26 protein-coding genes are annotated in these 25,662 nt (G+C 71.8%); 3 read left to right on the top strand and 23 right to left on the bottom strand.

Annotated features, from left to right (window positions below; genetic code table 11):
- The first annotated feature begins 127 nt into the window (after positions 1–127).
- Positions 128–577, top strand: a complete 450-nt coding sequence (locus ABT154_RS13895) for a M23 family metallopeptidase (RefSeq protein WP_351856763.1) — start codon at positions 128–130, stop codon at positions 575–577.
- Between the two features lie 73 nt (positions 578–650).
- Here ABT154_RS13895 and ABT154_RS13890 read toward each other — a convergent pair whose 3' ends face one another.
- The 17 genes from ABT154_RS13890 to ABT154_RS13810 all read right to left on the bottom strand — a co-directional run bounded on the left by ABT154_RS13890 (position 651) and on the right by ABT154_RS13810 (position 13,631).
- A complete protein-coding gene (locus ABT154_RS13890) occupies positions 651–1,217 on the bottom strand; it encodes a TetR/AcrR family transcriptional regulator (protein WP_351856880.1) in 567 nt (188 codons plus the stop codon).
- A 53-nt stretch (positions 1,218–1,270) separates the two neighbouring features.
- Positions 1,271–2,107, bottom strand: coding sequence for an RNA polymerase sigma factor WhiG (gene whiG / locus ABT154_RS13885; RefSeq protein ID WP_351856761.1), 837 nt, complete (start codon positions 2,105–2,107; stop codon positions 1,271–1,273).
- 245 nt (positions 2,108–2,352) lie between these two features.
- Entirely contained in the window at positions 2,353–3,639 is a 1,287-nt protein-coding gene (dprA, locus tag ABT154_RS13880; protein ID WP_351856759.1) for a DNA-processing protein DprA, read from the bottom strand.
- Positions 3,636–5,258 carry a YifB family Mg chelatase-like AAA ATPase gene (locus ABT154_RS13875; RefSeq protein WP_351856757.1) on the bottom strand — a complete coding sequence of 541 codons (1,623 nt, stop codon included), beginning with the start codon at positions 5,256–5,258 and terminating at the stop codon, positions 3,636–3,638. The genes dprA and ABT154_RS13875 overlap by 4 nt, the downstream gene beginning before the upstream one ends.
- A gap of 1 nt (position 5,259) precedes the next feature.
- Positions 5,260–5,625, bottom strand: coding sequence for a YraN family protein (locus ABT154_RS13870; protein ID WP_317874025.1), 366 nt, complete (start codon positions 5,623–5,625; stop codon positions 5,260–5,262).
- A gap of 110 nt (positions 5,626–5,735) precedes the next feature.
- Positions 5,736–6,044, bottom strand: a complete 309-nt coding sequence (locus tag ABT154_RS13865; RefSeq protein WP_005311352.1) for a DUF2469 domain-containing protein — start codon at positions 6,042–6,044, stop codon at positions 5,736–5,738.
- A 55-nt stretch (positions 6,045–6,099) separates the two neighbouring features.
- Complete coding sequence (locus tag ABT154_RS13860; RefSeq protein ID WP_351856755.1) at positions 6,100–6,672, bottom strand: NUDIX hydrolase; 573 nt, start codon at positions 6,670–6,672, stop codon at positions 6,100–6,102.
- A complete protein-coding gene (gene lepB, locus ABT154_RS13855; RefSeq protein ID WP_351856753.1) occupies positions 6,669–7,436 on the bottom strand; it encodes a signal peptidase I in 768 nt (255 codons plus the stop codon). Before lepB (ABT154_RS13855) ends, ABT154_RS13860 begins: the two co-directional genes overlap by 4 nt.
- Positions 7,437–7,508: 72 nt before the next feature.
- The gene (gene lepB / locus ABT154_RS13850) at positions 7,509–8,432 is read right to left on the bottom strand and encodes a signal peptidase I (RefSeq protein ID WP_351856878.1); all 924 of its coding nucleotides are present in this window, start codon (positions 8,430–8,432) and stop codon (positions 7,509–7,511) included.
- Positions 8,356–9,390 (bottom strand): signal peptidase I, encoded by a 1,035-nt coding sequence (gene lepB / locus ABT154_RS13845; RefSeq protein WP_351856751.1) that lies wholly within the window; start codon positions 9,388–9,390, stop codon positions 8,356–8,358. The genes lepB (ABT154_RS13850) and lepB (ABT154_RS13845) overlap by 77 nt, the downstream gene beginning before the upstream one ends.
- On the bottom strand, positions 9,383–10,159 hold the full coding sequence (lepB, locus tag ABT154_RS13840) for a signal peptidase I (protein ID WP_351856749.1): 777 nt from the start codon (positions 10,157–10,159) through the stop codon (positions 9,383–9,385). The genes lepB (ABT154_RS13845) and lepB (ABT154_RS13840) overlap by 8 nt, the downstream gene beginning before the upstream one ends.
- A gap of 69 nt (positions 10,160–10,228) precedes the next feature.
- Positions 10,229–10,579, bottom strand: a complete 351-nt coding sequence (gene rplS, locus ABT154_RS13835; protein ID WP_317874030.1) for a 50S ribosomal protein L19 — start codon at positions 10,577–10,579, stop codon at positions 10,229–10,231.
- Positions 10,580–10,707: 128 nt separating this feature from the next.
- Complete coding sequence (gene trmD / locus ABT154_RS13830; RefSeq protein ID WP_351856747.1) at positions 10,708–11,529, bottom strand: tRNA (guanosine(37)-N1)-methyltransferase TrmD; 822 nt, start codon at positions 11,527–11,529, stop codon at positions 10,708–10,710.
- Complete coding sequence (rimM, locus tag ABT154_RS13825) at positions 11,526–12,080, bottom strand: ribosome maturation factor RimM (RefSeq protein ID WP_351856745.1); 555 nt, start codon at positions 12,078–12,080, stop codon at positions 11,526–11,528. The genes trmD and rimM overlap by 4 nt, the downstream gene beginning before the upstream one ends.
- A gap of 116 nt (positions 12,081–12,196) precedes the next feature.
- A complete protein-coding gene (locus tag ABT154_RS13820; protein WP_020868149.1) occupies positions 12,197–12,436 on the bottom strand; it encodes an RNA-binding protein in 240 nt (79 codons plus the stop codon).
- A gap of 2 nt (positions 12,437–12,438) precedes the next feature.
- Complete coding sequence (gene rpsP, locus ABT154_RS13815) at positions 12,439–12,882, bottom strand: 30S ribosomal protein S16 (protein ID WP_024755885.1); 444 nt, start codon at positions 12,880–12,882, stop codon at positions 12,439–12,441.
- Between the two features lie 155 nt (positions 12,883–13,037).
- On the bottom strand, positions 13,038–13,631 hold the full coding sequence (locus ABT154_RS13810; protein ID WP_351856743.1) for a hypothetical protein: 594 nt from the start codon (positions 13,629–13,631) through the stop codon (positions 13,038–13,040).
- 392 nt (positions 13,632–14,023) lie between these two features.
- Between ABT154_RS13810 and ABT154_RS13805 the strand changes: the two genes are divergently transcribed.
- Positions 14,024–14,755 carry a class I SAM-dependent methyltransferase gene (locus ABT154_RS13805; protein WP_351856742.1) on the top strand — a complete coding sequence of 244 codons (732 nt, stop codon included), beginning with the start codon at positions 14,024–14,026 and terminating at the stop codon, positions 14,753–14,755.
- An 86-nt stretch (positions 14,756–14,841) separates the two neighbouring features.
- Here ABT154_RS13805 and ftsH read toward each other — a convergent pair whose 3' ends face one another.
- The 6 genes from ftsH to nsdA form a co-directional block, all read right to left on the bottom strand.
- Positions 14,842–16,761 (bottom strand): ATP-dependent zinc metalloprotease FtsH, encoded by a 1,920-nt coding sequence (gene ftsH / locus ABT154_RS13800; protein ID WP_351856740.1) that lies wholly within the window; start codon positions 16,759–16,761, stop codon positions 14,842–14,844.
- 134 nt (positions 16,762–16,895) lie between these two features.
- Entirely contained in the window at positions 16,896–18,449 is a 1,554-nt protein-coding gene (gene ffh, locus ABT154_RS13795) for a signal recognition particle protein (RefSeq protein ID WP_351856738.1), read from the bottom strand.
- A gap of 148 nt (positions 18,450–18,597) precedes the next feature.
- Positions 18,598–21,063: a [protein-PII] uridylyltransferase gene (locus ABT154_RS13790; protein WP_351856736.1), complete on the bottom strand. Its 2,466-nt coding sequence runs from the start codon at positions 21,061–21,063 to the stop codon at positions 18,598–18,600.
- Positions 21,064–21,085: 22 nt separating this feature from the next.
- Positions 21,086–21,424, bottom strand: coding sequence for a P-II family nitrogen regulator (locus tag ABT154_RS13785; protein ID WP_351856734.1), 339 nt, complete (start codon positions 21,422–21,424; stop codon positions 21,086–21,088).
- Entirely contained in the window at positions 21,421–22,767 is a 1,347-nt protein-coding gene (locus tag ABT154_RS13780) for an ammonium transporter (protein WP_317875280.1), read from the bottom strand. Before ABT154_RS13780 ends, ABT154_RS13785 begins: the two co-directional genes overlap by 4 nt.
- Before the next feature lie 331 nt (positions 22,768–23,098).
- Positions 23,099–24,574: a transcriptional repressor NsdA gene (gene nsdA / locus ABT154_RS13775; RefSeq protein WP_351856731.1), complete on the bottom strand. Its 1,476-nt coding sequence runs from the start codon at positions 24,572–24,574 to the stop codon at positions 23,099–23,101.
- Between the two features lie 427 nt (positions 24,575–25,001).
- Between nsdA and ABT154_RS13770 the strand changes: the two genes are divergently transcribed.
- Positions 25,002–25,652, top strand: a complete 651-nt coding sequence (locus tag ABT154_RS13770; protein ID WP_351856729.1) for a bifunctional DNA primase/polymerase — start codon at positions 25,002–25,004, stop codon at positions 25,650–25,652.
- Positions 25,653–25,662: the final 10 nt, after the last annotated feature.

Below are 25,662 nucleotides of genomic sequence, written 5' to 3'. Positions count from 1 at the left end.
CGGGTCGCCAAGAGAAGTGTACGGGACCCCGGGAGCAGCGGGTGACGGCACTGTCCACAACCGGCCGGTAGTCCACAGAAACCGCCCGCGACCCCCACGAACCGAACCACCCGGGGAGTCTTTCCCCATGCACCTGATGCCCCTGATCCTCACCGTCGGGCTCCTGTGGCCCGTGGGCCCGCCACCGCCCGAGATCCTCCGCGGCTGGCAGCCCCCACCCGGCCCGTACGCCGCAGGCCACCGCGGCGTCGACCTCGCCGCACCCCCCGGCACCCCGGTCCTCGCCCCGGCCGCCGGCACGGTCACCTTCGCCGGCCCGGTCGGCGGCCGGGGCGCCGTCACCCTCACCCTGCCGGGCACGGGCACTCCCCCACTCCGCACGACCTTCACCCCGGTGACCCCCCTGGTCCCCGCCGGCACCACCGTCACACCCGGCACCCCGATCGCCCACGTCACCGAGGGCCCCCACTGCCCGAAGTCCTGCCTCCACTGGGGCCTCCTCCGAGGCACCCAGTACCTGAACCCCCTCCTCCTGACGAAACGAGCCCCCTCACGCCTGCTCCCGCTCAGAAACTGAACACGAGGAGGGAGAGGGGAAGGGGAGGGGGGAGGGGAGGGGGAGGGGGAGGGGGAGGCCCCCAGCAGGTTGATCAGGCTTGGGGGCCGCCGACGCCGTGGAGGGCCATCGCGACCGCCGCCTCGGCGATCTCCGTGGGGTTCTCGGCCGCACCGAGTTCGATGCGACGGACGGCGGCGTCGACGACACCCTGGAGGAGCATCGCGCCCAGCCTGGGCTGGGGCTGACCCAGGGCGGCGAGTGCCTCGACGATCATCGCGACGAGACCGCCGTGGGCCGCGCGGATCTTCTCGCGGGCGCCGTCGTCGAGCTCGCTCGCCGAGATGGCGACGACCGCGCGGTGGCGCCGGTCCCCGACCAGCTCCAGCTGGGTGCGGACGTACGCCTCGACCTTGCCCTTCGGGGTGGCGGCGGTGTCCATCGCGGTCTCGACCTCGGCGGCCCAGACGGGGAAGTCGACGGCGCACAGCTCTTCGACGACGGCCGCGCGCGATCGGAAGTATTCGTACACCGAGGAACGGGCGAGGCCCGTGCGCTCGGCGAGTGCGGGGAAGGTCAGCGCCTCCGTACCGCCCTCGGACAGCAGGGAACGCGCGGCGTCCAGGAGGGCGCCACGCTGCATCGTCCGGTGCTCGGCCACGGAGGCCGCTCGAATCCTGGGCACGGCTCCACTGTACGACCGGTCGGCGCCGGTCAGCGTCCGACGTCGGCCAGCTTGGCGCGGAGCTGAAGGACGGACTTGGTGTGGATCTGGCTGACACGACTCTCGGTGACACCGAGGACGTGGCCGATCTCCGCCAGCGTGAGGCCCTCGTAGTAGTAGAGGGTGACGACGGTCTTCTCCCGTTCGGGGAGGGTGTTGATGGCGCGAGCGAGCAGCCGGCGCAGCTCGCGGCCCTCGGCGACCTCGACGGGGTTGTCGGCGGCCGTGTCCTCCAGGGTGTCCATCAGGGAGAGCCGGTCGCCGCCCTCGCCGCCGACGTGCAGGAGCTCTTCCAGGGCCACCACGTTCGCCAGGGACAACTGGCTGAAAACCGCGTGCAGTTCCTCCAGCGTGATGTCCATCTCGGCGGCGACCTCGCTCTCGGAGGGGGTGCGCCGGAGCTGGGCTTCGAGGGTGGCGTAGGCGCGCTCGACGTTGCGGGCCTTCTGGCGGACGGAGCGCGGGATCCAGTCCAGGGCGCGGAGTTCGTCGATCATGGCGCCGCGGATACGGGTGATGGCGTATGTCTCGAACTTGATCGCGCGCTCGACGTCGAACTTCTCGATGGCGTCGATGAGGCCGAAGACCCCGGAGGAGACGAAGTCGGCCTGTTCCACATTGGAGGGGAGGCCGACACTGACGCGTCCTGCGACGTATTTGACGAGCGGTGAGTAGTGCAGGATCAGCTGCTCCCGCAGTCGCTCGTCTCCCGTGTCCTTGTACGACCGCCACAGTTCGTCGAGGGAGGTCGGTGCGGGTGGTCGCACGGCGCCCCGGGCTGCTGGGGGCACCGCAGCGCGGTCAGACCCGGAGGTGTGCTGGGGCATGCGTTGCCTTGAGCCGTTCTGCTGTCGGGTGCGGAGAGGGGGATGCGGGTGTCCTGGTGGGAATTCTGGTGAGCGTAGCGTGAGTGCGCCGTAGCGGTGAGCGAACATCGGCGGATCCCGCCGCTCCGGGTGGACGCCGTCGGCCACATCTTCGAACCCGGGTCGTGGCGCGCGTCGGCCCCTCGGGTGCGGCCGAGAGAACTCGGTTGTTCATCCGCATCACCCTTTCACCCGAATGCTCCAGGTCAAGTACCGCCTCGCCGCGCGTTCGACCCGGGTGTCGCGGTTTTCGTCAACTGCCAGCCCTCACCGCGGCGTTCGACGAAGCCGAGGGAGTGGAGTTCGTACAGCCTGGCGAGGGTGTCGTCCGGGGTGGCCCCCGCGAGGCGGGCGATGACGGTCGTGGGGGTGGGGCCGGGCGCGGGGACCGCTTCGAGGACGCGTTTCGCGGCGGGGGCGAGGAGGTCGCGAGGCAGGACGGGCCCTCGGCGCGTCGGCGCGAGCTGCCCCATGTCTCCGATGAGTTCGACGATCTCGTCGGCGTCGGTGACGAGGGTGGCCTCACCGCGCAGGAGTTCGTGGACTCCGGCGGAGAGCGCGCTGGTCACCGGGCCGGGGACGCCCATGGTGTGGCGGCCGAGGCGGATGGCGGCGCGGGCGGTGACGAGGGAGCCGCTGCGGTGCTGCGCCTCGATGACGACGGTGCCGCGGGTGAGGGCGGCGATGACCCTGTTGCGGAGGATGAAGCGGCTCGGTGTGGGGTGACTGTCGGGCGGCAACTCTCCTACGACGAGGCCTTGTTCGGCGATGCGGCGGATGAGCTGGTCGTGGCCGCGGGGGTAGGGGGTGTCGACCCCGCAGGCGAGTACGGCGACGGTGGCGCCGCCCGCGGCGAGCGCGCCCCGGTGCGCGGCGCCGTCGATGCCGTAGGCGGCGCCGGAGACGACGACCCAGCCGTGGCGGGCGAGGCCGGTGGCGAGGTCGGCTGCGGTGTGCGCGCCGTACGGGGTGCAGGCGCGGGCGCCGACCAGGGCGACGGAGCGGAGGGCCCAGGTGCGCAGGTCGGCGGGGCCTCTGACCCAGAGGCCGACGGGGCGGGTGTCTCCCAGGTCGTCGAGTTGACGGGGCCATTCGGTGTCGCCGGGGACGACGAAGCGTCCGCCGAGCCGGTGGACGGTGTCGAGGTCCCGGTCGGGGTCGGCGGCGGTGGCGCGGAGCCGCCAGGACGCGACGCGTTTGCCGCCGGTCCCGGGAAAGGGGTCTCCGCCCAGGCCCCCGGTCCCGGGAAGGGGCTCCCCGCCGGGGCCCCCGGAACCGTCGAGGGCCCGTGAAGCCCCGGAACCCTCGCAGACCCGCGACCCCTCCGTGCGGCCGGGGGCGTCCATGCCGTCCGGCGTCCGGAGCAGGTGGGCGACGAAGTCGGTGGGCCCGTAGTGGTGGAGCCAGCGGCCCGCGTGTTCGTCGCCGGGTTCGATGGCTCGGCTGAGGACGGCGCGGGCCCGTCGCTCGTCCGTGGCGGCGCCGGTGGTCATGCGCGCTCCCCCGCTCCGACGGGCACTCCGCGGGCGATGCCGGTGCGCAGTTCGAGGGCGAGGGCGATGTCCTGGTGGTCGGGGCGGTCGTGTCCGGCGAGGTCGGCGACGGTCCAGGCGACGCGGAGCACGCGGTCGAGGCCGCGGGCGGTGAGGAGTCCGCGTTCGATGTCGCGTTCGGCCTCGGCGAGGGCTCCGGGGGCCGTGAGGTGGCGGGTGCGGAGTTCGTGTCCGGGGATCTCGCTGTTGACGGTCCAGGGGGTGTCTGCGAGGCGGGTGGCGGCGCGGGCACGGGCTTCGCGGACGCGTTCGGCGACGGCGGCGGTGCTCTCGCCCCGGCTGCCCTGGCCGAGGAGGTCGGCGCGGGTGACGGGTTCGGCTTCGACGCGCAGGTCGACGCGGTCGAGGAGGGGTCCGGAGAGGCGGGCCTGGTAGCGGCGGACGAGGGCGGCGGGGCATTCGCAGCCGGCGCCGTGCAGGGTGTGGCGTCCGCAGGGGCAGGGGTTGGCGGCGAGGGCGAGGAGGAAGCGGGCGGGGAGGCGTACGACTCCGGCGGCGCGGGCGATGACGACGTGCCCGGATTCGAGGGGCTGGCGGAGGGCGTCGAGTGCTTTCCCGGAGAACTCGGGGGCTTCGTCGAGGAAGAGGATGCCGCGGTGGGCGAGGGAGACGGCGCCGGGCCTGGGGAGGCCGTTCCCGCCGCCGACGAGGGACTGCATGGTCGCGGAGTGGTGGGGTGCGCAGTAGGGGGCGCGGCGGACGAGGGGTTCGCCGGGCGGGAGGATGCCGGCGACGGAGTGGACGGCGGTGACTTCGAGGGATTCCTGTCGGCTGAGGGGCGGGAGGATGCCGGGGAGTCGTTCGGCCAGCATGGTCTTTCCGGCTCCGGGTGGTCCGGAGAGCAGCAGGTGGTGGCTGCCGGCGGCGGCGACTTCGAGGGCGCGGCGGGCGCGGTGCTGGCCGGCGACGTCGGCGAGGTCGGGGCCTTCGGTGGGGTCGCCGGGGCCGGTGCTGAGTCCGGTGCCGAGGCCGGCGCCGGGGAGGAGGAGTCCGGCGAGCATGGCGTCGGGGCGGCCCTCTTCGGTGGGTTCCTCCTCGGGGGCGGGTTCGTCGGTGAGGACGGCGATGAGCTGGCGGAGGCTGCGGACGCCGAGGACGGAGACTCCGGGGACGAGGGAGGCCTCGCCGGCGGTCTGTTCGGGTACGACGACCTGGCGGTAGCCGGCGTCGGCGGCGGCGAGGACGGCGGGCAGGATGCCGCGGACGGGGCGGACGCGGCCGTCGAGTCCGAGTTCGCCGATGAGGACGAGGTCGGCGATGGCGCGTGGGTCGATGCGTTCGGCGGCGCCGAGGACGCTTGCCGCGATGGCGAGGTCGAATCCGGATCCGCTCTTGGGGACGGATGCGGGGCTGAGTCCTACGGTGAGTTTCTTCTGGGGCCATTCGGCACCGGAGTTGACGACGGCGGCGCGGACGCGGTCGCGGCTTTCGCTGAGGCTTTTGTCGGGGAGTCCGACGAGGGTGAAGGCGGCGACTCCCGGTTCGAGGTCGGCCTGTACTTCGACGACGACGCCTTCGACGCCGAGGAGGGCGACGGAGCAGGTGCGGGCGAATCCCATCTCAGGCCACCCCCTGGGCGTGGGTGAGGACGGGGGCGCCGCGGTGGGGCAGGACGATGCCGATGAGGTCGATGCGGATGCCGCCGTGGGGGGCGGGGGTGTCGTGGCGGTCGAGCCAGCAGGCGGCGAGGCGGCGGAGCCGGTCGGCCTTGCGGGGTGTGACGGCGGCCATCGGGTCTTCGTATCCGCCGTGGCGGCGGGTCTTGACCTCGCAGATGACGAGGGTGTCGCCGTCGCGGGCGACGATGTCGATCTCGCCGGTCCGGCCGCAGCGCCAGTTGCGGGCGAGGATGTGCATGCCGGTCGCGGTGAGCCGACGGGTCGCCAGCTCTTCTCCGTACCGTCCGAGTGCCTGGGTCTTGTTCATACGGCACCACCTCCGTCACCGACTGTGACGGAGGGTGGTGGATCGCGTGCGGTGCTGTGGACGGTCCGCGGGCTGTGGACAACCCGCTCACTCGTGGGGGTGAGTCGGGGTCAGCTGCCGGGCAGTTCGAGGTCGCTCTTGTTGAGCTCCTCGATGTTCACGTCCTTGAAGGTGAGGACGCGGACCTGCTTGACGAACCTGGCCGGCCGGTACATGTCCCAGACCCAGGCGTCGGCCATGCTGACCTCGAAGAAGACCTCGCCCTGGACCGAGTGCACCTGCATCTCGTAGTCGTTGGTGAGGTAGAAGCGCCGCTCGGTCTCGATCACGTATTTGAACAGCCCGACGACATCGCGGTACTCCCGGTAGAGCTTCAGCTCCATCTCGGTCTCGTACTTCTCGAGGTCCTCGGCGCTCATGGCATGTTCCCCTTCAGCCGTGCGTCCCCCTATTGTGCGCCAGGCGGACGCGCCCCTAAACGATTTCCGGGGCGAGAACCACCGGGGCACTCGGAGGTCCCTCGTCGAGCAGCGTGCGCAGCAACTCGGCGAGTCTGGTCGGGTACACCGTCTCATGGGCCGCCGACAGTTCGGCGGAGGTCCACCATCTGAGGCCCGCGAGACTGCGGGTCTCCAGTTCGGTGAGGGCCTGCGGCCCGGGCGCGGTCTCCGTTCCGCGGGTGCGGGCCAGGTAGTACCACTCGTCCTGGTCCCAGCGCCGCCCGTCGAAGGGGAAGGAGCAGTACCGCTTCCAGAGGACGGGTCCGAGGTCGACCTCGGTGATGCCGGTCTCCTCGGCGAGCTCCCGCAGCGCGGCCTGTGCGTGGGTCTCGTCGCCCTCCAGGCCGCCGCCGGGGGTGAACCACCAGGTGTTGTCCGGGGCGTCGGGCTCGTAACCGTGCATCAGCAGGACGCGGTCGTCGGGGTCGAGGAGTACGACCCGCGCGACCCGCCGTACTACGGCCCCCGGTTCGGCACCGGACCGGGTGGACGGCTGGGTGTCGGCCCCGGCCGGTCTCGGCTCCGTCCCCGGCTCCGGTTCCGTCATGCCCCCACCCTCTCGCGTTGCCCGGTGCGCGGTCCCGTCGGGCGGTGCTTCGTGAAGAACCGTGCCACCGGGCCGTACGCGGCGCCGAGCACGATCAGCAGGGCGCCGGCGCCGATCGCGGTGAGGAGGAGGCGTACGGGCCCGGGTTCGGAGGTGCCGCCCGGGAGTGCCGCGAAGCCCGTGGGGCGGTCCAGGAGGCCCTTGGCGGGCCAGACGACGGCGTCGACCCTGCCGGTGACCGTGGAGCGGGGCACGGAGCCCTGTCCGGCGTCTTCCAGGTGGGAGCGGGAGTCGAGGGAGAGGTGCCGGTCGTCGCCGAGGAGGAAGAGGCTGTCCGCGGGGACGGTGACGGAGAACGTCTTGTCGGAGGCGGTGACGCGGCCTTCGGGGCCGGGCTCGACGTAGGGCTCGTCGACGGGGGTGCCGTTGACGGTGAGGCGTCCGTCCCGGTCGCAGCAGGCGACGGTGTCGCCGCCGATGCCCGCGACCCGTTTGACCATGGGCGCGTCGCCCCAGAGGGGGTCGCGGAAGACCACGACGTCTCCGCGCCGTACCTCGGCGCCGTCGACGCGCTGGGCGAGGACCCGGGAGCCCACGTCGAGTGTGGGGGTCATGGACTGCGAGGGGATGGTGTACGGCTGGTAGAGCGCGGCTCCCCAGCCGAATCCGCCGAGGAAGAGCACACAGCCGACGGCCACGGCCAGCCCCGACAGCACGCTGCCGAGGCGGCCGTGGCCGCCCTTCGTCCGTATGGTTCCGCTCATGTGCGCACCCCGTGGGTCGGTGACGGACGGTGGTCCGTCGACCGTCCGGGACGGCACCCTACCCGCGGGTCGCTACTCGGCGGTATGCCGGGCGGCGAGCTTCTTGCGGCGCCACAGCACCAGCGGGAGCGCTCCGGCGAGGCCGGCCGCGCCGAGGGGGGCGGCGCTCATGGCCTTGTTGAGGCCGGGCTGGTCGAAGATGTCGGGCACCGGCAGGGTGGCCCAGCGGGTGACGGGCCAGGCGATCACCACGGCGCGGCCGACGACCTCGTCGTTGGAGACCGTGCCGCCACCGGGGAGCTGCTGGTGGAAGCGGGAGTCCAGGGAGTTCTGGCGGTTGTCGCCCATGACCCAGATGCGGCCCTCGGGGACCTTGATGGGCCCGAAGGAGTCCTGGCAGGGGACGGAGCCGGGGTAGAGGTACGAGGTCTCGTCCAGTGCCACGCCGTTGAGGACGACCTTGCCGCCCTCCTTGCAGGAGACGGTGTCGCCGCCGACGGCGATGACGCGCTTGATGAGGTCCTTCTCCTCGGCGGACGGCATGAGGCCGATGAAGCTGAGGAACTTCTGGACGACGTTCGGCGTGGGCGTCTGCTGGCCTTCGAGCCAGCCGCCCGGGTCGTGGAAGACGACGACTTCGCCGCGCTCGGGCTCGGAGCCGAACCAGGGCGTCAGCTTGTCGACGAGGACCCGGTCGCCCTTGACGAGCGTGTTCATCATCGATTCCGACGGGATCGAGAACGCCTGTACCAGGAAGGTCTTGATCAGCAGGGCGAGTACGAGCGCGATGCCGACGAGGAGGGGCAGTTCCTTCCAGAAGGAACGCTGCTTCTTCGGGGCCCGGCCGGACCCGCCCGCCGTGTCGTCGCCCGGTGCGTCGCCGCCCGGCGGCTGCGTCTGCTCGTCACCCGTCACGTCGTCACCCGTCGTGTCGTCGAAGGCCCCGTCGGCCCCCTTGTCGGGCCCATCGTGTCCGGATCGTGCGCCGACGGCCAAATCCCCCACATCCACTCCTCAGTCCGTGCGAACGCCCGTCCCGGGTCAGGGACAGGCCCACCACTCCCATAACGAGCAGAAGTTCCGCAGGGGTCGGGAGCCCGGTGAATCCGTTGAGATTCCGCTGGGACACACTATGCGACAGACCGAGCGCGGACTCGGAACTCGTACTGGCGTCCGGAACGGCGTCGAAGGTCGATCGCTCCTCCAGGCGCCGCCAGTGCCCGAAGGGCCAGGCGATCACCACAGCGCGCCCCACGACCTGCTCCTCGGACACCGTGCCGTGCTCCTTCTCGTCGAGATGGAAACGGGAGTCGCCCGAGGCGGAGCGGTGGTCGCCGAGCACGAAGATCCGCCCCTCGGGGACCTTCACCTCGAACGGGATCTTGGACGGCGGGTTCCCCGGATACAGGTACGGCTCGTCCAGCGGTACGCCGTTGACGGTGAGCCGCCCGTCCTCGCCGCAGCAGCGGACGGTGTCTCCCCCGACGGCGACGACCCGCTTGATCAGGTCCCGGTCGTCGGCCGAGGGCAGCAGCCCGATGAAGGTGAGCGCCTGTTTGGCCTGTTTGATGCCCACCGGGTCGTCGGCGGGCGGGGTGGCCTCCTGCTGGAGCCAGTTGCCGGGGTCCTTGAAGACGACGACGTCGCCGCGCTGGGGCCGGGAGCCGAACCAGGGGGTGAGCTTGTCGACGAGGACCCGGTCGGAGATGCGGATCGTCTTTTCCATGGAACCGGAGGGGATGACGAAGGCCTGGACCAGGAACGTCTTGAGGACGAGCGCGATGAGCACGGCGACCGTCACGAGGACGGGGATCTCGCGGAGCGCGGAGCGCTGCCGTCGCCGCTTGACCTTGCGGGCGAGCCTGCGCCGTTCGGCCCGTCCCGGCAGGGACTGGGCGGTGCCCTGTCCGGGGCCCCGGGCGGTTCCGCCGGGCGGGCGTCCCCGGCTACCCATGGGCCCCCGCCCCGTGTCCGCCGGCCGGAGCGGCCGGTACGGCGTCGAAGGCGCCGGTCCCAGCCACGGTGGACCAGCGGACGAAGGGCCAGGCGATCCAGTCGGCGCGTCCGATGACCTTGTCGACGGGGACCATGCCGCCGCCGGGGTTGCCGAGGTGGTCGCGGGAGTCGCTGGACTGGCTGCGGTGGTCGCCCATGACCCAGAGCCTGTCCTGCGGGACGACGATGTCGAAGGGCACGCTGGACGGCTGGTCGCCGGGCATCACGTAACGCTCCTGGACGGGGGCGCCGTTGACGGTGAGCCGGCTGTCCTTGTCGCAGCAGACCACCCGGTCGCCGCCGATGCCGACGACCCGCTTCACGAAGTCGGTCTCGTCGGGTTCGGCGAGGCCGAGGGCGGCGGCGCCGTCGTGGAGGAGGCCGGTGACGGGGTTGCCCGGGGGCTCTTCCCGTACGAAGGAGCCGGTGCCGTCGAAGACGACGACGTCGCCTCGCCGGGGCTCACTGCCGAAACGGTACGCCAGCTTGTTGACCAGGATGCGGTCGCCGACCTGGAGGGTCGGTTCCATGGATCCGCTGGGGATCAGGAAGGGCTGCAGTACGAAGTGGCTCAGGAGGAGCAGGAAGGCCACGCAGGCGCCGCCGACGAAGGCCGTGCGCCGCCAGGACACCGGGGTCCTGGAATCCTCGGGGACGCGCGCGGAGCGCGACCCTTCCTCCGTGCCGGAAGAGGGGTCGCGCTCCGTGTGCTGTGCTTCGGTGTCCATCGGTGGCAGAGCCTATCCGGCCTGCCTGTCCGAGGGCTCGGAAGCGTCGAGCGTGCCGGGAGCCGAGGCTCAGCGGTCGCGCTTCTCCTTGATCTTGGCAGCCTTGCCGCGCAGCTCGCGCAGGTAGTAGAGCTTCGCGCGACGGACGTCACCACGGGTGACGAGCTCGATCTTCTCGAAGATCGGGCTGTTCACCGGGAAGGTGCGCTCGACGCCGACGGAGAACGAGACCTTGCGGACCGTGAAGGTCTCGCTGACGCCCGAGCCCTGGCGGCGGATGACGACACCCTTGAACTGCTGGATGCGGGAGCGGTTGCCTTCGATGACGCGCACGTGGACGTTCACGGTGTCGCCGGGGCGGAAGGCGGGGAGGTCGGAGCGGAGCGCCGCCGCGTTGACCTGGTCGAGCAGGGAGGCCATGGAGGTCTCTTTCCTCGCTGATGCCACAGGTCATCAGCGGTACGTTCGAAGGTATTCGGAAGATCGTCCGTTCCTGGCGGCGTCGTTCCCCCTGTGGCAGGGGCGCGCGCCGGACGGACGACAGCGGCCTATTCTTCCACGTCTTCGAGCCTGCGCCAAAATCGGCCGCCGGGCTCGGGCGCCCACCCCATCATCGAGAGGATCTCGCGGTCCTTCTTGTCGAAGGCCGCCGGGTCGCAGCGCTCGATGAGGTCGGGCCGGTTGACGGCGGTGCGGCGGAAGGCCTCGTCACGCCGCCAGCGGGCGATCCTGCCGTGGTGCCCGCTGAGGAGGACGTCGGGGATGCCCCGGCCGCGCCACTCGGGGGGCTTGGTGTAGACGGGGCCCTCCAGGAGGTTGGCCATGGCCCCGGGGGCGAAGGAGTCGTCACGGTGGGACTCGGCGTTGCCGAGGACACCGGGCAGGAGCCGGGCGACGGCCTCGGTGACGACGAGGACGGCGGCCTCGCCGCCGGCCAGCACGTAGTCGCCGATGGAGACCTCGTAGACCGGCATGCGGGTCGCGTACTCGTCCATGACGCGGCGGTCGATGCCCTCGTAGCGGGCCGGGGTGAAGATCAGCCAGGGCCGCTCGGACAGTTCGACGGCCAACTCCTGGGTGAAGGGGCGACCGCTGGGGGTGGGGACGACGACGACCGGGCCGTGGGCGCCGCTCTCGTAGCCGTCGGCGAGGGTCTGGTCGAGCGCGTCGCCCCAGGGGTCGGTCTTCATGACCATGCCGGGGCCGCCGCCGTACGGGGTGTCGTCGACGGTGTTGTGCCGGTCGTACGTCCAGTCGCGCAGGTCGTGGACGTGGACGTCGAGCTGTCCGCGCGCGCGTGCCTTGCCGACGAGGGAGACGTTCAGCGGTTCGAGGTACTCGGGGAAGATCGTGACGACGTCGAGCCTCATGCCTCGTCACCCTCGGCGTCGCGGGTGGAGACGATCTCGGCGCGGTCGTCGATCAGGCCGGGCGGCGGGTCGATGACGGCCCGCTGCTCCTCCAGGTCGATCTCGATGACGATCGACTCGACGAAGGGGATCATCAGCTCGCTGCCGTCGGGGCACTCGACGATGAAGAGGTCCTGGGACGGCAGGTGGGAGATCTCGGTGATCCGGCCGATCTCGGTGCCGTCGGCGAGGACCACGTCGAGGTCCATGAGCTGGTGGTCGTAGTACTCGTCCTCCTCCTCGGGCATCTCCGTGGGGTCGACCTCGGCGATGAGGAGGATGTTGCGCAGGGCCTCGGCGGCGGTGCGGTCGCGGACGCCCTCGAAGCGCAGCAACAGCCTTCCGCTGTGGACCCGGCCGGTCTCGATGGTCAGCGGCCCGGCGGTGGCCGGGTCGGTGCGCAGTACGGCACCCGGGCCGAGCCTGAGTTCGGGCTCGTCCGTCCGTACCTCGACGGTGACCTCGCCCTTGATGCCGTGGGCGCGGCCGATCCGCGCGACTACCAACTGCACTGCTCCACACTCTCCTGTCACACAGCTCGTACGACGCGAACGACAACGGGCCGGGGTGGGCTCGTAAGCCCTCCCCGGCCCGTGCCGGCACAACTAAGGTGATGCTGCCGGCCTGTTCAGCGGACCTGGTCCACGTCGACGAGGTCGACCCGGATGCCACGGCCGCCGATGGCGCCCACGACGGTACGCAGCGCACGCGCGGTGCGGCCGTTGCGGCCGATCACCTTGCCGAGGTCGTCGGGGTGGACCCGGACCTCCAGCACGCGGCCACGGCGCAGGTTGCGCGAGGCGACCTGCACTTCGTCGGGGTTGTCGACGATGCCCTTCACGAGGTGCTCGAGAGCCTCCTCGAGCATGATCAGGCCTCGGTCGACTCGGTGGACGCGGCCTCGGCCTCGTCCGCCTTCTTGTCGGCCTTCTTGGCCTTCGGGGTGATGGCCTCACCCTTGTCGTCGCCGCCCTCGAGGGCCTTGGCGAACTCGTCGAACGAAGCGCGCTTGGCTTCCTTCGTCGCCGGGACGAGCAGGGCCTTCTCGGGGGCCGGGAGGCCCTTGGCCTTCTGCCAGTCGCCGGTGAGCTTCAGGATGGCGAGAACCGGCTCGGTCGGCTGGGCGCCGACGGACAGCCAGTACTGCGCACGCTCGGAGTCGACCTCGATACGCGACGGGTTGTACGTCGGGTGGTAGAGGCCGATCTCCTCGATCGCGCGACCGTCACGACGGGTGCGCGAGTCGGCGACGACGATGCGGTAGTGCGGCTGGCGGATCTTGCCGAGGCGCTTGAGCTTGATCTTGACTGCCACTGGAGTGGTGTCTCCTGGTCTTGACGTGGTTGGGCACTTTGAGATGCCACGTGGGGTTGCGGTACTCGGATGCCCGATGGACGCGTCAGCCGGAGGAGAGAGGGGTCCTGTGCGACTGTCGAGTACAGCTAGCCATTGTGCCACACACCGCGAGGTCAGCTCGCGGCGCCCACGGCCTCCGGGATACGGAAGGGCTTGCCGCAGCCGCCGCAGACGATCGGGGCCTGCGCGAGCACCGACGGGACCACGCGCACGTTCCGCCCGCAGTCGCAGACGGCCTTGACGCGCACACCGCCGCCGGAGGAGCCGTGCCGGGCCGCCGGGCCCCGGAAGGAACGCTTGGTGTCGGCCGCCGTGGCGACCGTGTGCGCCTTGAGGGCGCGCTGGAGCCGCTCCATGGTGGGCCGGTAGCGGCGCCTCGCCTCGGGGTTGAGCGTGACCAGGGAGAAGCCGCTGCTGGCGTGTGGCTCCTCGGGGTGATCGAGGCCCATCTCCTCGGCGATCGCGAGGAATCTGCGGTTGTGGTAGCGGCCGGCGCGGGAGGTGTCGCGGACACCCCGGGCGGCGGCGATGCCGTGGACTGCCTCGTGCAGCAGTCGTTCGAAGGAGAGCTCGGCGCCGCAGGCGGACGAGGACTCTCCGATCAGGGACTCGGGCGCGGCAAGATCGGGCAGCTCGGGGTGGTGCCGCTGAATGTCGGCCCACGCCTGTGCCAGCTCTGCGGCGAGAACAGGTGGTGTCGTGCTCACGTCGCGTACAACGAGCCGATGCGCCCTCGGGTTCCATTCCGGGGCATCCCAAATATTTTGCACGTACCCGTCAGTTGCCCTTGATGTGTCGTGACGAGGGCCAGTGCGTCGATCTGCGGAGAAGCCGCGCAGGGGGCGTCAAGCTGGTGCGTAGTAGCGCATACGCCCCGGCGCGTGGCCGTGGTGCGCGCGCCCCCGGGGGAACGGCTCCCGGACCGGGCCGGGCCGGGAAGCTTTGCACGGACATTACCCGGTCCCACGCGGGGGTGTGCCCACCACCCCCGCCCTCCCCCGGGCGAATCGGTGCGGTGCGAGCACTGGACGCGGCCCGGGATGCGCAGTTCCCTGACTACGGGGGGCTGTCGTCCGAGCACGGATTGGGGCGCTTTTCCATGACACCTACGCTCGTCCCGCACCACCCCGCGCGCGACTGGGCCGAGATCCAGGAACGGATGCTGGTCCCGCTCTACGAGGCGGTGTACGAGCGCCTCGGCGTGGGCGCCGGCTCCCGGGTCCTGGGCCTCGGCTGCGGCTCGGGCCTCGCGCTGCTGATGGCGTCCGCGCGGGGTGCCCGGGTCGCCGGCGCGGACCGGGACCACGCGCGCGTGGAGCTGGCCAGGGAGCGGCTGCCGGAGGGCGTCACGGTCACCGGGGATGCGCCCGAGGCCGGTCCGTACGACGTGATCACGGCCTTCCACGCGACGGACGGGCTCCTCCCGGAGCTGGTGGCGCTCACCCGTTCGGCGCAGTCGGGTGCGGCGGTCGTGCTGGCCGGCTGGGGGCCGCCGGAAAGCTGTGCCACGGAGCCGGTGCTGCGGGTCGCGGAACGGCTCGCGGACTGCGGCCCCGGGCGGGGGTTCCGGGCCGACCTGGACGGCCTGGTGGCGGCTGCGGGGCTGCGGCCGGCGGGATCGGGGCGGGTGGCCTGCCCCTTCGGGTACGCGAGCGAGGCGAGCGCGGTACGGGGGCTGCTGTCGACGGGGGCGTACGACGAGGCGGTCGGGGCGACGGACCTCTCCCGGGTGGAGAAGGAGATCGGGGAGGCCCTCGTCCCGCATCTGCGCCCGGACGGCACGGTGTGGATGCCGAACGTCTTCCGGTACGTGGTCGCCCGGGTGCCGTAGACCGTTCCGCCGCTGTCCGTCGGCGCCCCGGCCCGCTTCCGGGAGGGAGCCTCGGTCCTCGGCGGGGCCCCGCTCCACCTGCGCCCTCAGCCCTCCTTGCGGATGCGCGTGATGCCCGCCGCGCGGTAGGCGTCGGCCTCCTCCAGGGTCTCGTTCTCCAGAAGCGCCGCGGCCAGCGCGTCCAGCTGGTCGCGGTGCTCCTGGAGCAGCCGTACGGCCTTCTCGTAGCACTCGTCGACGATCCGGCGCATCTCCGCGTCGACGGTGTCGAGGGTCGAGGGGGCCGCCGAGAGGCCGTACGCTCCCTGGGTGTCGCCCGGGATGGCGGTGAGCCGGCCCACGCGCTCGCTCATGCCCCAGCGTCCGGCCATGCCCCGGGCGATGTTGGTGACCTGCTCCAGGTCGCTCTCGGCGCCGGTGGTGACGACCCCGAACACGACCTGTTCGGCGGCCATGCCGCCGAGGGCGCCGATGATCCGGCCGCGCAGGTAGTCCTCGGTGTAGGCGTACTTGTCGGAGTCGGGGGTGGAGAGGGTGACGCCGAGGGCCCGGCCGCGCGGCACGATGGTGATCTTGCGGACCGGGTCGGCGCCGGGCTGGAGCATGCCGAGCAGGGCGTGGCCGCTCTCGTGGTACGCGGTGCGGCGGCGTTCCTCCGCGGGCATCACGAGCGGGCGTTCCGCGCCGAGCTGGACCTTCTCCAGGGCGTCGGACAGGTCGGACTGGGTGACGGCCTTCTGTTCGCGCTTGACGGCGAGCAGGGCGGCCTCGTTGGCGAGGTTGGCGAGTTCGGCGCCGGTCATGCCGGGGGTCGTCCGGGCCACCTGCTCCAGGTCGACGTTCTTGGCGAGCGGGATCTCCCGGGTGTGGATCCTGAGGATGGCCTCGCGGCCACCCCGGTCGGGCGGGTTGACGTGGACGATCCGGTCGAAGCGGCCGGGCCGGGTGAGGGCGGGGTCCAGGACGTCGGCGCGGTTGGTGGCGGCGAGGACGATGACGCCCTCGGAGCCGGTGAAGCCGTCCATCTCGGTGAGGATCTGGTTGAGGGTCTGTTCGCGCTCGTCGTGGCCGCCCATGCCGGAGCCGCCGCCCCGGGCCCGGCCGATGGTGTCGATCTCGTCGATGAAGATGATCGCCGGGGCGACCTTGCGGGCCTCGGCGAACAGCTCGCGGACCCGGGAGGCGCCGACGCCCACGATCATCTCGATGAACTCGGACGCGGAGGCGGAGAAGAACGGCACCCCGGCCTCGCCCGCGACGGCGCGGGCGAGCAGGGTCTTCCCGGTGCCGGGCGGGCCGGCCAGCAGGACGCCGCGGGGCATCTTCGCGCCCATCTCGCGGTAGGCCTGCGGGTTCCTGAGGAAGTCCACGACGTCGTTGAGTTCGCCCGCGACCTCGTCGATGCCGGCGACGTCGGCGAAGGTGGTGCGCTGCCCGCCCTCCAGTTCCACGGGTTTGGGCGGGGTCTTGCGGCCGAGCATGCCGCCGGCGCCGCCCATGCCCGCGCTCATCCGGCGGGCGATGAACACCCACAGGACGACGAGCAGCAGCATCGGGGCGAGCGAGATGAGGAGGTTGGCGAGGAAGCTGCGTTCCTGGACGACGGGTTCGGCGGTGACGATGACGTTCTGCTTGGTGAGCTGCGCCCACAGTCCGTCGTCGGCGAAGGCCGGCCGCTGGGTCTTGAACTTGGTGTAGTCGCCGTCGCCGTCGGGGACGGGCTGCTTGTTCTTCAGCTGCCCCTGGATCGCGTCGCCCTTGGAGTAGATCTTGGTGACGTTCCCGGCCGCGACCTGCTTGTCGAACTCGGTGTACGAGATCGTCGGCTCGCTGCCCTTGTTGAGGAACGACAGGACGATGTTGGCGATCAGGTAGACGACGAGCGCGGTGAGGATGAGGCTGCCCCAGCCCCCCGGCATCCGCTTCTTCGGCGAGGGGGGCGGCGGGGCCCCTTCCGAGCGCCAGGGCTGGTCGGTCCGGTCGCGCGGGGGTACGGGGTTGGCCACGTGGCTCTCCTCGGGGCGGCTGTGGGCCCAGTATCGAAGAGCGGGACGAACCCGGCATCGCGGGCGGTCCGCAGGGGTGAGAAGGGGCCCGGGGCGGTTTCGTACCGCCCCGGGCCCCTTCTCGTACGAGCTTGTCAGCCCATGAACTTCTTGAACTCCTCCGGGAGCTCGAAGTCCTTCGGCGTCTGTCCCGGCGCGGGCAGGCCGAAGGCGCCGCCCTGCTGCGCCTGGTCGCGGCGCTCGGCGGCGGCCTGCTCCTCGGCCTTCCGCTTCATGGGGTTGCCGCTCTTGCGCTTGCCCTTGGCCTGCTTGACCTGCTTCTTCTGCCGGCCGGGGCCGCCGCCCATGCCGGGCATGCCCGGCATGCCGGGGAGGCCGCCGCCCTGCGCCATGCGCGACATCATCTTGCGGGCCTCGAAGAACCGCTCGACCAGGCTCTTCACGGCGCTGACCTCGACGCCCGAGCCCTTGGCGATACGGGCGCGGCGGGAGCCGTTGATGATGGTCGGGTCCTGGCGCTCGGCCGGGGTCATCGACTTGATGACGGCGGCCGTGCGGTCGACGTCCCGCTCGTCGATGTTGGCGATCTGCTCCTTCATCTGGCCCATGCCGGGGAGCATGCCGAGCAGCTTGCTGATGGAGCCCATCTTGCGGACCTGCTCCATCTGCGCCAGGAAGTCGTCGAGGGTGAAGTCCTCGCCCTTCTTCGAGGCGAGCTTCGAGGCCATCTTGGCGGCCTCTTCCTCGTCGAAGGTCTGCTGCGCCTTCTCGATGAGGGAGAGCATGTCGCCCATGCCGAGGATGCGGGACGCCATGCGGTCCGGGTGGAACGCGTCGAACTCGTCCAGCTTCTCGCCGTTGGAGGCGAACATGATCTGCTTGCCGGTGACGTGCGCGATGGAGAGCGCGGCACCACCGCGGGCGTCGCCGTCGAGCTTGGAGAGGACGACGCCGTCGAAGCCGACGCCGTCGCGGAAGGCCTCGGCGGTGTTGACCGCGTCCTGGCCGATCATGGCGTCGACGACGAAGAGGACCTCGTCGGGCGAGGTGGCGTCGCGGATGTCCGCGGCCTGCTGCATCAGCTCCTGGTCGATGCCGAGGCGGCCGGCGGTGTCGACGATGACCACGTCGTACATCTTGGTCCGCGCGTACTCGATGGAGTCCTTGGCGACCTGGACCGGGTCGCCGACGCCGTTGCCCGGCTGGGGGCCGTAGAAGGCCACGCCCGCGCGCTCGGCGACGACGCCGAGCTGGGTGACGGCGTTGGGGCGCTGGAGGTCGCAGGCGACGAGCAGCGGGGAGTGGCCCTGGCCCTTGAGCCAGAGGCCGAGCTTTCCGGCGAGGGTGGTCTTACCGGCACCCTGGAGGCCGGCGAGCATGATCACGGTGGGCGCGGTCTTGGCGAAGCGCAGGCGGCGGGTCTCGCCGCCGAGGATGCCGATGAGCTCCTCGTTGACGATCTTGATGACCTGCTGGGCCGGGTTCAGGGCCTGCGAGACCTCGATGCCGAGGGCGCGTTCCTTGACCTGCTTGATGAAGGACCGGACGACCGGCAGGGCGACATCCGCTTCGAGCAGCGCGATACGGATTTCGCGCGCGGTGGCGTCGATGTCCGCCTCGGACAGACGGCCCTTGCCGCGGAGGTTCTTGAAGGTCGCTGCAAGGCGGTCGGAGAGGGTATCGAACACGGCGGTCGCGGATCCTCGGTGTCGGGGGCGGTCGGACTGCCCTCCAGGGTATCGGGCCGCTCGAAGTGTGTGCCCCCGCCCGCCGAATCCGGGTGCGCGGGGACGGTCGGATCAGGAGTTCGGGGGTCAGGGGTTCGGGCTTCAGTGCTCACCGCAGCGCCTCCTCCAGCGCCCTCGCCAGGTCGATCGCCTCCTCGTCCGGGAGGGGGGAGCCGTCCGGGCGGGTCACGTACAGGGTGTCGACGGCGTTCGCGCCCAGTGTGGAGACGTGGGCGCTGCGGACGCGTACCTCGGCGCCCTCCAGGGCTCGGCCGATGCGGTGCAGGAGGCCGGGGGCGTCCTGGGCACGGACCTCGATGACCGAGGCGCGGTGGGAGGCGGCGGGGGCGACGGTGACGCGGGGCGGTGGGGCCGTGAGGCCCCGGCGGCGCGGGTGGGCGGCTTCGCGTTCGGCGAGGCGGGCGGGGATGTCGAGGGTGCCGTCGAGGGCGCGGACGAGGTCGGCGCGGAGCCGGGCGGCCTCGGGCAGGGAGCCGTATTCGGCGGCGACCCGCCAGTCGAGGAGGAGGACGGGGCCGGTGCCGAGTTCGCTGGGGAGGTCGACGGCGCGGAGGTCGGCGGCGCGGACGGTGAGCCGGTGGAGGGCGAGGACGCCGGCGACGGCGGGCAGGACGCCGGGCCGTTCGGGGAGGGCGATGACGAGTTCGACGCCGACGGGTTCGGCGCCGTCCGGGTCGGTGGGGCCGGGTTCGACGGGCGGCTCGGTGCGGGCGTGGAGGGCGAGGACGGGTTCGCCGGTGCGGAGGGCCTCGATGGCGAGGCGTTCCTGTTCGGCGCTGGGGGCGGCGGCCTCGGGGTCGGGCGGCTCCTCCCCCGTGAGGACGCCCGCGACGCGTTTGACGAGGTCGTCGACGAGCAGGGCGCGCCAGCCGGACCAGGCGGCGGGTCCGGTGGCGAGTGCGTCGGCCTCGGTGAGGGCGTGCAGGAGTTCCAGGGTGCCGACGGTGCCGACGGCGGTGGCGACGGAGTGGACGGTGGCGGGGTCGTCGAGGTCGCGCCGGGTGGCGGTCTCGACGAGGAGGAGGTGGTGGCGGACGACGGTGGCGAGGGTGGCGGCGTCGGTGCGGTCGAAGCCGATGCGTGCCGCGAGGTCGCCGGCGATGGTCTCGCCGGCGACGGAGTGGTCGCCGGGCCAGCCCTTGCCGATGTCGTGGAGGAGGGCGGCGACGAGGAGGAGGTCGGGGCGGCCGACGCGGCGGGTGAGGGCGGCGGCGCGTACGGCGGTCTCGACGAGGTGGCGGTCGACGGTCCAGGTGTGGACGGGGTTGCGCTGGGGGCGGCAGCGGACGCGTTCCCAGTCGGGGAGGAGGCGGGTGACGAGGCCTTCGGCTTCGAGGGCCTCCCAGACGGGGACGGTGGCCTCACCGGCGCCGAGGAGGGTGACGAGTTCCTCGCGGGCCTCGGCGGGCCAGGGCACGGGGAGGGGTTTGGCGGTGGCGGCGAGGCGGCGTACGGCGTGGAGGGAGAGGGGCAGGGCGGACTGGGCGGCTGCGGCGGCTGCCCTGAGCGGGAGGACGGGGTCGCGTTCGGGGCGGGCGGCGCGGGCGAGGACGACCTCGCCGTCCATCTCGACGACTCCTTCGGCGAGCGGGGTGCGTTCGACGGGTGGTTTCCCGGCGCCGGACCGGCCGCTGAGGAGGGCGCGCAGCCGGGGCCGGGCGGAGCGGGCCTTGAGGACGCGGTTGACCTCGCGCCAGGTGACGTCGGTGGCGTACGCGATGGTCCGGGCGGCTTCGTAGACCTCGCGGAGGAGCGTGTCGGCGTCGAGGAGGCCGAGTTCGGCGGCGACGGCGTCCTGTTCCTGGAGGGCGAGGCGGTCGGTGGCGCGGCCGGTGGTGAGGTGGAGGGCGTCGCGGACGTCGAGGAGGCGGCGGCGGGCGGCGTCGAGGCCTTCGCGGGGGGCGTCGGCGAGCCAGGAGGCGGCGACGGCGCGGAGGGCCTGGGCGTCGCGGAGGCCGCCGCGGGCTTCCTTGAGGTCGGGTTCGAGGAGGTACTGGAGCTCGCCGGTGCGTTCGGCGCGTTCGCGGCAGAGTGCGTCGAGTTCGGGGAGGCGCTCGGGTGCCTGGTTGCGCCAGTCGGCGAGGACGGTGGTGCGCAGGGCGGTGACGAGTCCGTGGTCTCCGGCGACGGGGCGTGCGTCGAGGAGTCCGAGGTGGACCTTGAGGTCGTCGGCGGCGGTGGCGCGGGCTTCGGCGGGGGTGCGGACGGAGTGGTCGAGGGCGAGTCCGAGGTCCCAGACGGGGTACCAGAGCCGGTCGGCGAGGGCGGCGACGGCGGTCCTGTCGGCGCTGCCGTCGTGGAGCAGGAGGAGGTCGAGGTCGCTGCGGGGGGAGAGTTCGGCGCGGCCGTAGCCGCCGACGGCGACGAGGGCGGTGCCTCGGGGTGGTGCGGCGGCGGCGAAGAGGCCGGCCAGCCAGGTGTCGGTGAGGCGGGCGAGGGCGGCGCGGCGCGGGGGCCCGGACCGCTCCTTCTCGTGGAGGAGGAGCAGTCGGGCCGCCGCGTATCCGCCGGGTCCCGGCTCTTCGGTCTCTTCGCTGGCTTCGAGGCTCGTCACCCGGCGGCTCCTTCGTGTGCGCTTACAGTGCGTCCGGACCGCGTTCGCCGGTGCGGACCCGTACGGCGGTCTCGACCGGCACGCTCCACACCTTGCCGTCTCCGATCTTGCCGGTGCGGGCGGCCTTGACGACGACGTCGATGAGCTGTTCGGCGTCCTCGTCCTCGACGAGGACCTCGATGCGGATCTTGGGGACCAGGTCGACGGTGTACTCGGCGCCCCGGTAGACCTCGGTGTGGCCGCGCTGGCGGCCGTAGCCGCTGGCTTCGGTGACGGTGAGGCCGTGGACGCCGAACGTCTGGAGGGCCTCCTTGATCTCGTCGAGCCGGTGCGGCTTCACGACCGCGGTGATGAGCTTCATGCGTCCACCTTCTTGTTCTCGCTCGGGGCGGGCGTGGCCACGGAGGTACCGCGTCCTGTGATGCCGCCGCCGGCTCCGCTGAAGTCGTACGCGGTCTCGGCGTGCTCGACCTGGTCGATGCCGGAGACCTCGTCGTCCTCGGTGACCCTCATGCCCATGGTCCTGTCGATGATCAGGGCGAGGATCGCGGAGGCGATCAGGGAGTAGGCGAGGACGGCGAGGACGCCGACGGCCTGCTTGCCGAGCTGGTCGAGGCCGCCGCCGTAGAAGAGGCCCTTGGCGTCGGACTGGACGCCGCCGGTGGCGAAGAGGCCGACGAGGAGGGAGCCGATGACGCCGCCGACGAGGTGGACGCCGACGACGTCGAGGGAGTCGTCGTAGCCGAACCTGTACTTGAGGCCGACGGCCATGGCGCAGAGGAGGCCGGCGACGGCGCCGACGGCGATCGCGCCGAGGGGGCTGACGGCGCCGCCGGACGGGGTGATGGCGACGAGGCCGGCGACGGCGCCGGAGGCGGCGCCGAGGGTGGTGAAGGCGCCGTGGCGGATCTTCTCGTAGGCGAGCCAGGCGAGCATGGCGGCGGCGGTGGCGACCTGGGTGTTGACGAACATCACGGCGCCGACGCCGTCGTCGTTGCCGAGCCAGGAGCCGGCGTTGAAGCCGAACCAGCCGAACCAGAGGAGGCCGGCGCCGAGCATGACGAGCGGGAGGCTGTGGGGGCGCATCGGGTCCTTCTTGAAGCCGACGCGCTTGCCGATGACGAGGATGACGCCGAGGGCTGCGGCGCCGGCGTTGATGTGGACGGCGGTGCCGCCGGCGAAGTCGATGACGCCCATGTCGAAGAGCCAGCCGCCGGAGCCCCAGACCCAGTGGGCGACGGGGAAGTAGACGATCGTGACCCAGAGGGTGATGAAGAGGGCCCAGGCGGTGAACTTGACGCGGTCGGCGAGGGCGCCGCTGATGAGGGCGGGGGTGATGATCGCGAACATCAGCTGGAAGACGGCGAAGACGTACACCGGGATGGTGTAGCCGTCCCAGAGTTCGGTGATGCCGATGCCGCTGAGTCCGACGTAGTCGGAGGACCAGCCGACGATCGAGCCGATGTCGGTGCCGAAGGCGACGCTGAAGCCGAAGAGGACCCAGAGGATCGTGACGATCCCGAGGCTGATGAAGCTCATCATCAGCATGTTGAGGGTGGACTTGACGCGGACCATGCCTCCGTAGAAGAAGGCGAGTGCCGGGGTCATCAGCATGACCAGGGCGGAGCAGATGAGCATGAACCCGGTGTTGGCGGCGGACAGCTCGGGAGCGTCTGCTGCCAGGGTCGTGATGGCTGGTGCCATCGGCGTCTCCTCGTCGTCGGATGCGGCCTGTGCGGGGCGTGGCCGGGGAGCGGCTCGGCCATGAGGGGTGGCCGGTTATGGGCCAGAGATTCGCGCAGCGCGGTTTCCGTCGATGCCGCTCGATGTTTCGGAGGGGTGACAAAGGGGTGGGGCGTGTTACGCGACCGTGAACGGCCGTGTCGTTCCGGGGCGCGGCCGGTTTCATTCCCTCGCGCGGGAGAAGAACCGGCCGCGCCGGGCGTCCGTGTGACCTTGCGGCGGGGGAGCCGAGTCGGGCAGTACGGGACGTTCGGCGCGGCCGGAGTGCGGGGCGCGCGGGTGCCGGGGCGGGTCAGACCGCTTCGGCGGCCTCGGGCAGCAGCTGGGTGAGGCGGTCGGTGAGCTGGAGGACGTCGGCGACGTCGCCGAAGTTGCGGGCGGCGTGGTCGACGGTCTTGCGGAGGCGGGTGTTGACCCGCTCGGAGCGGATGCTGCGGGCGACTCCGAGGGCCTTCTCGGCGAGGACGACGGACTGTTCCGGTTCGCGCTTGAGGAGGTGGACGGTGGCCATGCCGATGAGGTTGAGGGCGTACGACCGCTGGTGGTCGGTGTCCTTCTCGAAGAGCTCGACGGCCCGTTCCATGACGGGTTCGGCGAGTGAGGCGTAGGTCGGGGAGCGTCCGGCGACGTAGGCGAGGTCGCGGTAGGAGTGGGAGTTCTCGCCGTTGAGTTCGGCTTCGGAGAAGAAACCGATCCAGTCGGGCTCGGGTTCGCCGTCGATGCCGACGTCGGCGAAGGTGTCCTCGGCCATCCGGACGGCCCGCTTGCACTTGGAGGGCTGGCCCATGTTCGCGTAGGCGCGGGCCTCCATCGCATACAGCATGGCCTGGGTGCGGGCGGTGGCGCAGTCCCGACTGCCGTACTGGGCGAGGTGGATGAGTTCGAGGGCGTCGTCGGGCCGGCCGAGGTGGATCATCTGGCGGCTCATCGAGGACAGGATGTACGAGCCGAGGGGCTTGTCGCCGGCTTCCTTGGCGGCGTGCAGGGCGAGCACGAAGTACTTCTGGGCGGTGGGCTGGAGGCCCACGTCGTAGCTCATCCAGCCGGCGAGTTCGGCGAGTTCGGCGGCGCAGGTGAAGAGGCGTTTGGCGGTGGCGGCGGGCTGGGGTTCCTGGAGGAGGTCGGTGACCTCGTGGAGCTGGCCGACGACGGCCTTGCGCCGGAGTCCGCCGCCGCACTGGGCGTCCCATTTGCGGAACATGGCGGTCGTGGACTCCAGGAGGTCGAGTTCGATCTCGGAGAGCCGGTTGGGGCGGCGGGCGTCGGCGAGGGTGTCGGGGCGCTCGATGTCGCCGGCGGGGGTGGGGACGAGCCAGCGCTGCATCGGTTCGATGAGGGAGGGGCCGGCGGCGAGCGCGAGCGAGGAGCCGAGGAAGCCCCGGCGGGCGAGCATGAGGTCGCTGCGGGAGAACTCGCTGAGCAGGGTGACCGTCTGGGGGCCGGCCCAGGGCAGGTCGACGCCGGAGACGGACGGCGACCGGTGGGCCGTGCGCAGGCCGAGGTCCTCGATGGCGACGACGGAGCCGAAGCGTTCGGAGAACAGCTCGGAGAGGATGCGCGGGATGGGCTCGCGGGGCTGCTCGCCGTCGAGCCAGCGGCGTACGCGGGAGGTGTCCGTGGAGATGTGGTGCGCGCCCATCTGGCGTGCCCGGCGGTTCACCTGGCGCGCGAGTTCGCCCTTGGACCACCCGCTGCGCACGAACCACGAGCCCAGCTGCTCGTTCGGGCGCTTGCCGGCAGCCGTACCGTCTGCGCCGTTGTCGCCCACTGGAACGCCCCCATCCACCTGATTGCCTGTCGTGCGAACCCCTATCAGAATGCCGTGTCTCGCGGCACCCGTCCGGCGTTCGCTCTCCTTCGAACTGGAAACCGGGTTGCCTCCGGCATACCCGCGTGCGCAAGTGGCCCCGGGGGTTCAAGTACCGAAAGTAATCCTACGATCACCCCTCCACGAGGGCCTTTCGAGAAACGCCACCATTCGCCACCCCTTCGAATGAACTCGCCTGCGGTGGAACGCGATTCACTTGACATGCGACGAACCGGAGTCGGCGCACGGACGCGCGAAGAGGCGTGCGCGGCGTCCCGCACCACCCCGTGCGCGACCGTGCGCCAGCCGGGGGCGACGGACCGTGACGAAAGCTGACGACGGTGCTCCGGGACGTAACCACCGGCGCGCTCGACCCGTTGGAGGGGACATGGGTTTCACGATCGGCATTCGTGAGATGCGGTCCGGCGCACGCCGCCGCGTACGCACCACGGAGTGCACTGCGGTGGCCGAGTACACAGGGCTGTGGGGCTGGGACGTGGTGCCGGGGACGCGGGCCGTCGCCGGCCGGTGCTCGTGCGGAGATGCGGCGTGTACGGCTCCGGGGGCGCACCCGCTCTCCTTCGCGCGACCGGTTCCGGCCGGCGCCGGTCTGGACGACGCGGCCAAGGCCTGGTCGGAGTATCCGGGCGCGGCGCTGATGCTGCCGGTGGGCAGGTCCTTCGATGTGATCGAGGTCGCCGAGGCGGCGGGCCGGCGGGCGCTCGTGCGCCTGGAGCGCATGGGGCTGCCGCTCGGTCCGGTGTGCGCGACGCCGACCGGCCGGGCGCGGTTCTTCGTGGCGCCGGGGGCGACGGCCGAACTGCCGCGGCTGCTGTACCGGATGGGCTGGGACGACGCGGATCTGGATCTGCACGGTCTGGGGCCCGGCGGTCACATCACCGCTCCCCCGTCGGATCTCGGCGGTCTGGGGCCGGTGCGCTGGCTGCGCCCGCCGACCCTGGACACGGCGGGGGCGCCGCCGCAGGCACGGCTGCTGCTCGGCACCCTGGCGTACATCTGCCATCGGACGCGCTACTGAGCGCACGGCA

Origin of the sequence: Streptomyces sp. NPDC001728 (genome assembly GCF_040297565.1) — a bacterium.
Classification (GTDB): domain Bacteria; phylum Actinomycetota; class Actinomycetes; order Streptomycetales; family Streptomycetaceae; genus Streptomyces.
The sequence above is the reverse complement of the archived record's forward strand: the minus strand, read 5'-3'. Positions and strand labels throughout refer to the sequence as shown.